Origin of the sequence: Nocardia sp. CC201C (genome assembly GCF_030010695.1) — a bacterium.
In the GTDB taxonomy this organism is placed as follows: Bacteria; Actinomycetota; Actinomycetes; order Mycobacteriales; family Mycobacteriaceae; genus Nocardia; species Nocardia otitidiscaviarum.
The window spans coordinates 1-7,944 of the sequence record NZ_JASCXP010000352.1 but is presented as its reverse complement, the minus strand read 5'-3'; the positions used below and the strand labels follow the sequence as shown (position 1 = coordinate 7,944).

9 protein-coding genes are annotated in these 7,944 nt (G+C 69.2%); 3 read left to right on the top strand and 6 right to left on the bottom strand.

Going from position 1 to position 7,944, the window contains the following annotated elements; all coding sequences use genetic code 11:
• Positions 1-5: 5 nt before the first annotated feature.
• Together QK444_RS28015 and QK444_RS28010 are read right to left on the bottom strand one after the other, a co-directional pair.
• A complete protein-coding gene (locus tag QK444_RS28015) occupies positions 6-563 on the bottom strand; it encodes a methylated-DNA--[protein]-cysteine S-methyltransferase (protein ID WP_282785146.1) in 558 nt (185 codons plus the stop codon).
• A gap of 68 nt (positions 564-631) precedes the next feature.
• Entirely contained in the window at positions 632-850 is a 219-nt protein-coding gene (locus QK444_RS28010) for a hypothetical protein (RefSeq protein ID WP_195123922.1), read from the bottom strand.
• Positions 851-911: 61 nt separating this feature from the next.
• Between QK444_RS28010 and QK444_RS28005 the strand changes: the two genes are divergently transcribed.
• Positions 912-2,456, top strand: coding sequence for a PLP-dependent aminotransferase family protein (locus tag QK444_RS28005; protein ID WP_282785145.1), 1,545 nt, complete (start codon positions 912-914; stop codon positions 2,454-2,456).
• 85 nt (positions 2,457-2,541) lie between these two features.
• Here QK444_RS28005 and QK444_RS28000 read toward each other — a convergent pair whose 3' ends face one another.
• Positions 2,542-3,831 carry an adenylosuccinate synthase gene (locus QK444_RS28000; RefSeq protein ID WP_282785144.1) on the bottom strand — a complete coding sequence of 430 codons (1,290 nt, stop codon included), beginning with the start codon at positions 3,829-3,831 and terminating at the stop codon, positions 2,542-2,544.
• A 315-nt stretch (positions 3,832-4,146) separates the two neighbouring features.
• Between QK444_RS28000 and QK444_RS27995 the strand changes: the two genes are divergently transcribed.
• Both QK444_RS27995 and QK444_RS27990 read left to right on the top strand, forming a co-directional pair.
• Positions 4,147-4,743, top strand: coding sequence for a hypothetical protein (locus tag QK444_RS27995; RefSeq protein WP_282785143.1), 597 nt, complete (start codon positions 4,147-4,149; stop codon positions 4,741-4,743).
• Positions 4,744-4,750: 7 nt separating this feature from the next.
• The gene (locus tag QK444_RS27990) at positions 4,751-5,533 is read left to right on the top strand and encodes a site-2 protease family protein (protein ID WP_282785142.1); all 783 of its coding nucleotides are present in this window, start codon (positions 4,751-4,753) and stop codon (positions 5,531-5,533) included.
• Positions 5,534-5,676: 143 nt separating this feature from the next.
• Here the strand turns inward: QK444_RS27990 and QK444_RS27985 are convergent, their stop codons facing one another.
• The 3 genes from QK444_RS27985 to QK444_RS27975 form a co-directional block, all read right to left on the bottom strand.
• Positions 5,677-6,828, bottom strand: a complete 1,152-nt coding sequence (locus tag QK444_RS27985) for an FUSC family protein (RefSeq protein ID WP_172544779.1) — start codon at positions 6,826-6,828, stop codon at positions 5,677-5,679.
• 7 nt (positions 6,829-6,835) lie between these two features.
• A complete protein-coding gene (locus QK444_RS27980; protein WP_282785141.1) occupies positions 6,836-7,291 on the bottom strand; it encodes a DUF3151 domain-containing protein in 456 nt (151 codons plus the stop codon).
• Positions 7,292-7,341: 50 nt separating this feature from the next.
• Positions 7,342-7,944 (bottom strand): hypothetical protein (locus QK444_RS27975; RefSeq protein WP_282785140.1); only part of this gene is annotated, 603 nt, incomplete at its 5' end.

Genomic DNA, 7,944 nt, shown 5'->3' with positions numbered 1-7,944 from the left:
CGCGGTCAGAACAGGGTCGGCTCTCCGAAGCCCGGAGTGCGCTCGATCTCCAGCAGACGCTGTTTGGTGGTGAGTCCGCCGTGGGCGGAGAAGCCGTGCAGCGCGTGGTCTGCGGCCAGCACCCGGTGGCAGGGGATGATGAGCGGAATCGGGTTGCGGCCCATGGCCTGTCCGACCGCCTGGGAGGCATGGGGCATGCCGACGCGGGTGGCGACCTCGCCGTAGCTGAGGGTGTGGCCGGGGGCGATGGCGCGGGTTACGGTGTAGACGGCGCGGTGGAACTCCGGAATCGTGGTGGTGTCCAACGGAATCCAGCGCAGGTCGTCGAGGTCACCGGCGAGGTGGGCCTGGATGCGGGCGATGGCCTTGCCGATGTCGAAGGTGGGTTCGGCGGGCGCGACCGGCTCGCCGCGATAGGGCCGGGTGATGCGGGCCAGCGTGGCCTCCGCACCGTCCTCGGGCAGTTGGAAGCGCAGCACGCCGACGGCGCTCCAGGCGATGGCGCAGGGGCCTATCGCGGTATCGAAGAGCGCCGCGGCGAGCGGACGTTCCGGGTAGGGCATAGTGCCAGTGTGCACAGGGTGACCGACATATCCGTCTCGACCATCAGAGATTCGAGCATGCCAGTTTTTTAAGACTGGACTGCCGACTCATGGCGCGTTCGCGCGGCGTCCAGATCGACGAACTGCCGCTGATCGTCATAGTCACCGGCCGACCAGTCCGCCATCGGGGCATGCGGCCGATACCGCGTGAGCAGGCGATCCCAGCGCTCACCGGGGGCGGGGGCGAAGTGGTAGACGAGCCAGCCGAAGCAGCCGACCACCGCGATGGAGAACAGCAACGAGGTCATGGCCCAAGAATGAAGCCAGTTGCACTTGAATCAAATATCCACTACCCGGATACTGGCCTGTATGGCGACACGAGTGATCGGCGCGGCCAGCCTGGCGCGAGACCTGGGACGGTGGCGGCAGGACGAGCCCGGAGCCCGGGGCGCGGAGGGCGACGGCCCGGCCGAGTCCCGGCCCGGCGGCGAGTCCGATACCGCCCGCCGCTCCCCCCGGCCCGCGTATCTGGCGCTGGCCGAAGGGATACGGCTGCTCATCCACGACGGCCGCGCCCCACTCGGCATCGCGCTGCCCAGTGAGCGCGATCTGGCGACCACCCTCGGCGTCAGCCGCACCACCGTCACCTCCGCCTACGCCCTGCTGCGCGAGCACGGCTACCTCATCAGCCGCCAGGGGTCGCGCAGCACCGTGGCGCTGCCGCCGACCGTGGTGCACGACGGCACCAAACCGGCGCGCAGCCTGCTGGCCATGATGGCGCAGCCGGAACTGCCGACCATCGATATGACCTATGCCGCCATGTCCGCGCCACAGGAGATGAAGGATGCGTATTCCTTTGCCCTGCAAGGACTGCCCACCTACCTGGGCACCCACGGCATGGACCCGGTCGGCATGCTCATGCTGCGCGAGGCCCTGGCCCGCCGCTACACCGAACGCGGGCTGCCCACCGACCCCGAGCAGATCCTGGTCACCCTCGGCGCGCAGCACGGGCTGCGGCTGCTGCTGAACGTGCTGACCACCCCGGCGGAACGGGTGCTCATCGAACACCCCACCTATCCGAACGCCATCGAGGCCATCCGCGATGTGGGGGCGCGTCCGGTGCCGGTGCCGTTGCTGCCCGACGGCTGGGACCTGGACGGAATCCGCAGTGCGGCACGGCAGACCGCCGCCAGCGTGGCGTACCTGGTGCCGGACTTCAACAATCCGACCGGACTGCGGCTGGACGAGGCGGGGCGCGCCGAACTGGCCGCCATTGCCCGCGACACCCGGATGACGGTGATCGTCGACGAATCCATGGTGGACCTGGACCTCACCGGCGGCGAGCCGCTGCCGCCCGCGGCCGCCTTCGCTCGCGGCGCGGAGATCGTCACCATCGGCTCGGCGTCCAAGTCCTTCTGGGGCGGCCTGCGTGTCGGCTGGGTGCGCGCCAACCAGTCACTCATCACCAAGCTGCTTGGCACCCGCTCCACGGTCGATCTGGGCACCCCGGTGATGGATCAGCTGGCCACCGTGCATCTGCTCCAGAACGCGGATGCCATTCTCGCGCAACGCCGTGAGCAGTTGCGCTCACGCCGCGCGACACTGTTGGAAGCGCTCGCCGAGGAGCTCCCCGACTGGCGGCCCACCACCGAGGGTGCGGGCGGCATGTCGCTGTGGGTGCAACTGCCCACCCCGGTCTCCACCGCCCTCGCCGCGACCGCCCCCAACCACGGCGTACTACTCGCCGCCGGACCGCGTTTCGGCGTCCAGGGCGCGTTCGAACGTTTCCTCCGCCTCCCCTACACCCAGGAGGAAACGGATCTGCGGCTGGCCGTGAAATCCATTGCCGCGGCCTACTCGGCGTTGACGCCGCACGCCGCCGACCCGCTGGCACCGCTGACCCCGCTCTACTGAACGGCGGCGTAACCCGGATCGCAACAGCGCCCGCCCACCGCGGATGCGGCGGGCGGGCGCTGTGCGGACGTGCGACGCGGCTCGGTCAGCCCAGCACGTCGTGGCGGACGATGGTCTGGTCGCGGCCCGGGCCGACGCCGATGCAGGACACGCGCGCTCCCGAGAGTTCCTCCAGGCGCAGCACGTACGCCTGGGCGTTGGCGGGTAGCTCCTCGAAGGTGCGGGCCCCCGAGATGTCCTCCCACCAGCCGGGCATCTCCTCGTAGATGGGCTTGGCGTGGTGGAATTCGGTCTGGGTGGTGGGCATCTGTTCGACCCGCTCGCCGTCGATCTCGTAGGCCACGCAGATCGGGATGGTGTCCAGGCTGGAGAGCACGTCGAGCTTGGTGAGGAAGTAGTCGGTGATGCCGTTGACGCGGGTGGCGTAGCGGCCGATCACCGCGTCGAACCAGCCGGTGCGGCGGGCGCGGCCGGTGGTCACGCCGACCTCGCCGCCGGTCTTGGCCAGATACGCGCCCGATTCGTCGAACAGCTCGGTCGGGAACGGGCCGGAGCCGACGCGGGTGGTGTACGCCTTGAGGATGCCCAGCACCGCGCCGATCTTGTTCGGGCCGATGCCGGAACCCACCGCCGCGCCGCCGGAGGTCGGGTTGGAGGAGGTGACGTACGGGTAGGTGCCGTGGTCGACGTCCAGCAGCGTGCCCTGCGAACCCTCCAACAGCACGGTCTCGTCGTTCTCCAGCGCCTGGTTGAGCAGCAGCCGGGTATCGGCGATGCGGTGCTTGAAGCCGTCGGCCTGCTCCAGCACCTCGTCCACCACCTGCTGCGGGTCCAGCGCGCGGCGGTTGTAGATCTTCACCAGCACCTGGTTCTTGAATTCCAGTGCGGCCTCGACCTTCTGGGTGAGGATCTTCTCGTCCAGCACGTCGGCGACGCGCACGCCCACCCGCGCCACCTTGTCCTGGTAGCAGGGGCCGATGCCGCGGCCGGTGGTGCCGATCTTCTTGTTGCCGAGGAAACGTTCGGTGACCTTATCGATGGCCACGTGGTAGGGCATGATCAGGTGCGCGTCGGCCGAGAGCAGCAGGCGGGAGGTGTCCACGCCGCGCTCTTCCAGACCGGCCAGCTCCGCCAGCAGTACACCCGGGTCGACGACCACGCCGTTGCCGATGACGTTGGTCACACCGGGGGTGAGAATGCCGGACGGGATCAGATGCAGCGCGAAATTGTCACCGTTGGGAAGTACCACGGTGTGACCGGCATTGTTGCCGCCCTGGTAGCGGACAACCCACTGCACCCTGCCGCCGAGCAGATCGGTTGCTTTGCCTTTGCCCTCGTCGCCCCACTGGGCGCCGATCAGCACGATTGCCGGCATCAGGAGTCTCCTACGGGATCGACACGCAGCGTCGGTGACACTGCAGCTACCCGCCGTCACAAGGCGGTGGCCGGACGCACAGTCTAGTGGATACGGGCATACCCCCAGGTTCCCGCCCCGCCCGCCGTGACGAGGAGCGAAGCGGAGGCAACTGAACAGGACTATGGTGGCATCGGTGCGGACCGGCAGGCGCTCGGTCCGAGACGCGGCGAGGCGAGGCGAATTGTCAGGTCCGAGGAGGGTGTACGGCAGTTGAGTACCCATGTTCTCCGCTGCAACGGTGCACCGGTACCGATCGCATTGGCATCGCTGCCGATGGTGCAGACCGCCGCCATTCCCGATCCCGCCGCCCTGGACGAGATGCTGCCGGTGCTGGCCGCCGACAGCCTGCCCCGCCTGATCGTGCTCGGCGAGGACGCCGGACTGGCCGCCGTGCTCACCCACCTCATGCGCACCGAACGACTCCATGTGGAGATCGGCTACGTGCCCGTGGACCGCACCTACGGCTCACGCGCCTACCAGACCGGCACCGGCAACGCCGCCGCCAAGAAGGCCCTGGAGGGCTCCGCGCGCGAAACCCCGCTCATCCGCGACGACACCGGCAAGGTGCTCATCGGCCGCGCCAGCATCGTGGGCCCGAGCGGTGAGAAGCTGGAGGGCGAAGCGTACGTGGACGACACCCGCCTGTTCACCGGCAAGGCTGCGGCGCTGCACGTTTCGCCCATGCTGGAGATGCCGGGACTGCACGCCACCGTGCAGCGGGGGCTGCGCAAGCGCAAATGGGTGGCCGGTCGCGCCATGCAGTTGGGCACCCGTGGCGCGCTGGTTGTCCGGGACGGCGTGAGCAGCGACAACACCGTGCGGCGATCCACCTTCTACCGGCACCACGAGCCGTGGCTGCTGGTGCGCTAGGAGTGCGATGAACTATCCGCAGTCGGTGGGGCGCAGGTCCGGGTCGGTGCGGCCGAGCCCGGTATTCCTGCTGTTCGTGGGTGTGACCGTGCTGGGCGGGGTGCTGGCCTGGAACGGGGACGCATCGTCGATGCGGGCTCGGCTCGGCGTGTTCATCCTGGTGGTGGCGGGCTGGATCGTATCGGTGTGCCTGCACGAGTTCGGCCACGCGTACACCGCGTGGCGGGCGGGCGACCGCGAGGTCGAACTGCGCGGCTACCTCACCCTGAACCCGTTGAAGTACAGCCACCCGCTGCTGTCCATCGTGTTGCCGCTGATCTTCATCGCCATCGGCGGATTCGCACTGCCCGGCGGTGCGGTGTACGTGCACTCGCACAACTTCAGCCCGCGCACGCAGCGGATTCTCAGTGGTGCCGGCCCCGCGGTGAACCTGGTGTGCGCGGTGGTGCTGCTGCTGGTGATCCGCCTGTTCGGCAGCTCCGATTCGCACGAGGTGTTCTGGTACGGGCTGAGTTTCCTGGCCTTCCTGCAGATCTTCGCGACGGTGCTCAATCTGCTGCCGGTGCCGGGCACCGACGGCTACGGGATTCTGGAGCCCTCACTCAGCTACAAGACGCGCCGCTCGCTCGACCAGATCAAGCCGTACGGCATCCTGCTGCTGGTGGCCATGCTGTTCGTGCCGGAGATCGGCGCGGTGTTCTTCGGCACGGTGCGGACGCTGTTCGAACTCTCCGGCATTCCGGCGGGCTGGGCGGGCAACGGCTTCTCGCTCACCCGCTTCTGGATGTAGGGCGGGCCGCACCACCCCTCGAGGTACGGCCCACGACGAAACCCTAGGAACGGGCGACGATATCCACGCGAGTAGCCGACTACTCGAAGATCAACAGCGACGGCCCCCGGGCGAGTGCGTAGGCCGCGCCCCGGCGGGTGATGTCAATCGACCGGCGTCACATAGGGATTGGCCACGGTGGGCGGCAGCAGGGCGATGGCCGACAGCCGCTTCATGCCGCAGACCTCCATGAGATCGACCACGATCGAACGGAGCTGCGCGAACACCACGTGCGCGGAGATACCCGCGTCGGCCACCAGATCCTTGGTCGCGCCCTTGGCCACGGTGCGCAGCACCCGGGTGGCCTCCGCCGGATCGGGTTGTTCGCCCGGATCTGCGAGCACCATGCGGCGCACCACCTCCACCGCCTCACCGAGCTTCTCCACCTCGGTGACCAGGCGCGGGTCCAGGATCTCGTCGTCACGCACCGAACTCAGGGCGCGGCGCAGCAGTACGCGGGTATTGCGAACGGCATTGTCGAGCGGGTCGGCGGCGGTGCGCAACTGTTCCAGGCGCGGTTTGGCGTTCCAGTACAGCGGGGACAGCCGGATCACCTCCTCGCTGCCCTTCAGGGTGTCGCGCAGGCTGTCGATCTGCGGCTGGGTGCCGCGTACCGCCTGTAACGCCTCCTTCACCTTGGCGGCGTCATGTTCCAGCAGGCCCGCGCCGCAGTCCATCAGACTGGAGTGCATCACCTCGAGGATGTCGGCGGCCTGCTGCCGGGCGCGGCGCACCGGATGCAGCGGAATCGCCGCCACCACAACGATTCCCACCAGACCGCCGACCAGGGCGTCGATCATGCGCAGCGAGCTGCCGCCGGTGTGCGGGGGCAGCAGGGTCGCCACCAGCACCGCGGAACTGGCCGCCTGCGCGGTGATGATGCTGCCGCTGTCGAGGAACACCGCCGCCGTCATGGCGACCGCGACCACCAGGGCGATCTGCCAGACGCCGGTGCCCACCCAGGAGATGAACAGGTCACCGATGCCGATGCCGACCGCGACGCCCACCATGAGTTCCACCGCGCGGCGCATCCGCGCGCCGAAGGAGACGCCGGTGGAGATGATCGCGGCCATCGGCGCGAAGAAGGGCTGCGTATGGCCGATCACATTGTGGGAGATGAACCAGGCCAGCCCGGCGGCCACCGCGCACTGCACGATCGGCAGCCACGAACTGCGCACCCGCTTGGTGGCGTTGCGCAGTTGCGTGGCGCTCGACTCGCGCGCGGTGGTGAGCTTGCCGCCCAGTGCACTGCTCAAATCGGCGTCAGTCCAGGCCGAGTTCGGCCGCGGCCCGCGGGTCGCAGTCTTCGAGGAGGTCCAGGCAGCGGGCGTACTCGTCGGTTTCGCCGATGGCACGGGCGGCGCGGGCGAGAGCGCCGACGGCACGCAGGAAGCCCTGGTTCGGTTCGTGGTTCCACGGCACCGGACCGAAACCCTTCCAGCCGTTGCGGCGCAGCAGGTCCAGGCCGCGGTGGTAGCCGGTGCGGGCGAAGGCGTAGGCGGCGATGACGTCGGCGTTGACCGTGTCACCGTCGGGATCGGTCACCGATTCGCCGCGTTGCAGGGCGTCCTCGGCGAGCTGCGCCCACGCGAGGGAAACCGTCGGATGCGCCGCCGCGACCCGCACCGGGTCCTGGCCGTCGAGCAGCGCCTCCTCCACATCGGAGTTATCCGGGAGTAACACCGGCTGGGGCCCGAGCAGATCACCGAAGGAGGTCATGCCGATCATTGTGCACCGCCGGTCGGATTGCTCAGTAGGCTGACCTCGAATCACCGTTCCGCCAAAGCGAGGGGTAGCGCGTGTCCGACTCGAACGCCGACAAGCAACCACAGGGCCAGGGAACCGACTCCCGCCCGGAGAACACCGGTAGCGGCGCGGGCACATCTGCGGAGCGGAGCGGGGGCGCGCGCGGCGAGGCGGTGGGGAACCTGGGCGGCGCGGACCGGCCCGACCAGGGCGACATCAGCCGGGGCGACGCGGGCGATGGAAGCCGGGCCACCCCAGGCGACGCGGGCCAGGCCGTCCAAGGCAGTTCCGGACAGCGTGGCGAGGGCAGCGCTGACCTCGGTATCGGGGACGATATCGGCCAGGGCATCCGAACCGGTACCGATCCCGGCGCTCGCGACGGCGAACAACCCACGCTGAACGCAGGTCAGCATGGCCAGGCGGATATCGATCAGCACGCGCCGGGCAGCGCCGGGCAGCGTGCTCAGGACAGCGCCGATCGTGGCGGCCGGGACGATGTCGGCCGGGACGTCCGCCCCGATGCCGGTCATGGCGCTCGAGGCGTCGATGGCCGGACCGACGCCCGGCCGGATGGCTCCGACCAGTCCGACCTTCGGACCGAGGCCATGCGGCGCGGCGAAACCCCC

Coding starts and splice junctions, on each gene's coding strand:
- QK444_RS27995 (WP_282785143.1), top strand. CDS start 4,147: ATGGTGCAGACCGCCGCCATTCCCGATCCCGCCGCCCTGGACGAGATG.
- QK444_RS28010 (WP_195123922.1), bottom strand. CDS start 850: ATGACCTCGTTGCTGTTCTCCATCGCGGTGGTCGGCTGCTTCGGCTGG.
- QK444_RS27980 (WP_282785141.1), bottom strand. CDS start 7,291: ATGACCTCCTTCGGTGATCTGCTCGGGCCCCAGCCGGTGTTACTCCCG.
- QK444_RS28015 (WP_282785146.1), bottom strand. CDS start 563: ATGCCCTACCCGGAACGTCCGCTCGCCGCGGCGCTCTTCGATACCGCG.
- QK444_RS28005 (WP_282785145.1), top strand. CDS start 912: ATGGCGACACGAGTGATCGGCGCGGCCAGCCTGGCGCGAGACCTGGGA.
- QK444_RS27990 (WP_282785142.1), top strand. CDS start 4,751: ATGAACTATCCGCAGTCGGTGGGGCGCAGGTCCGGGTCGGTGCGGCCG.
- QK444_RS28000 (WP_282785144.1), bottom strand. CDS start 3,831: ATGCCGGCAATCGTGCTGATCGGCGCCCAGTGGGGCGACGAGGGCAAA.